The organism is Parabacteroides sp. TM07-1AC, assembly GCF_003480915.1.
GTDB classification, from domain to species: Bacteria; Bacteroidota; Bacteroidia; order Bacteroidales; family Tannerellaceae; genus Parabacteroides; species Parabacteroides chongii.
Genome location: NZ_QUKD01000031.1, coordinates 1 through 793, shown reverse-complemented (window position 1 = coordinate 793; position 793 = coordinate 1). Strand labels below are relative to the sequence as shown.

Below are 793 nucleotides of genomic sequence, written 5' to 3'. Positions count from 1 at the left end.
TAGTAATCATCGTTTACTGCGTGGACTACCAGGGTATCTAATCCTGTTTGATCCCCACGCTTTCGTGCTTCAGTGTCAGTTATGGTTTAGTAAGCTGCCTTCGCAATCGGAGTTCTGCGTGATATCTATGCATTTCACCGCTACACCACGCATTCCGCCTACCTCAAACATACTCAAGTCCTCCAGTTTCAACGGCAATTTTATGGTTGAGCCACAAACTTTCACCGCTGACTTAAAAAACCACCTACGCACCCTTTAAACCCAATAAATCCGGATAACGCTCGGATCCTCCGTATTACCGCGGCTGCTGGCACGGAGTTAGCCGATCCTTATTCACAGGGTACATACAAAACCGGACACGTCCAGCACTTTATTCCCCTATAAAAGAAGTTTACGAACCATAGATCCTTCATCCTTCACGCGACTTGGCTGGTTCAGGCTCTCGCCCATTGACCAATATTCCTCACTGCTGCCTCCCGTAGGAGTCTGGTCCGTGTCTCAGTACCAGTGTGGGGGACCTTCCTCTCAGAACCCCTATCCATCGTGGACTTGGTGGGCCGTTACCCCACCAACTATCTAATGGAACGCATGCCCATCTATCAGCGATTATTCTTTAACAAATATTCCCATGCGGGACCCCTGTTTTATGCGGTATTAGTCCGACTTTCGCCGGGTTATTCCCCTCTGATAGGCAGGTTGCATACGCGTTACTCACCCGTGCGCCGGTCGCCGGCGGAGTATTGCTACTCCCCGCTGCCCCTCGACTTGCATGTGTTAAGCCTGTCGCTAGCGT

General features: G+C 50.7%; 1 rRNA gene. It reads right to left on the bottom strand.

Going from position 1 to position 793, the window contains the following annotated elements:
- Positions 1–793, bottom strand: a 16S ribosomal RNA gene (locus tag DXD68_RS24000); the annotation flags it as partial.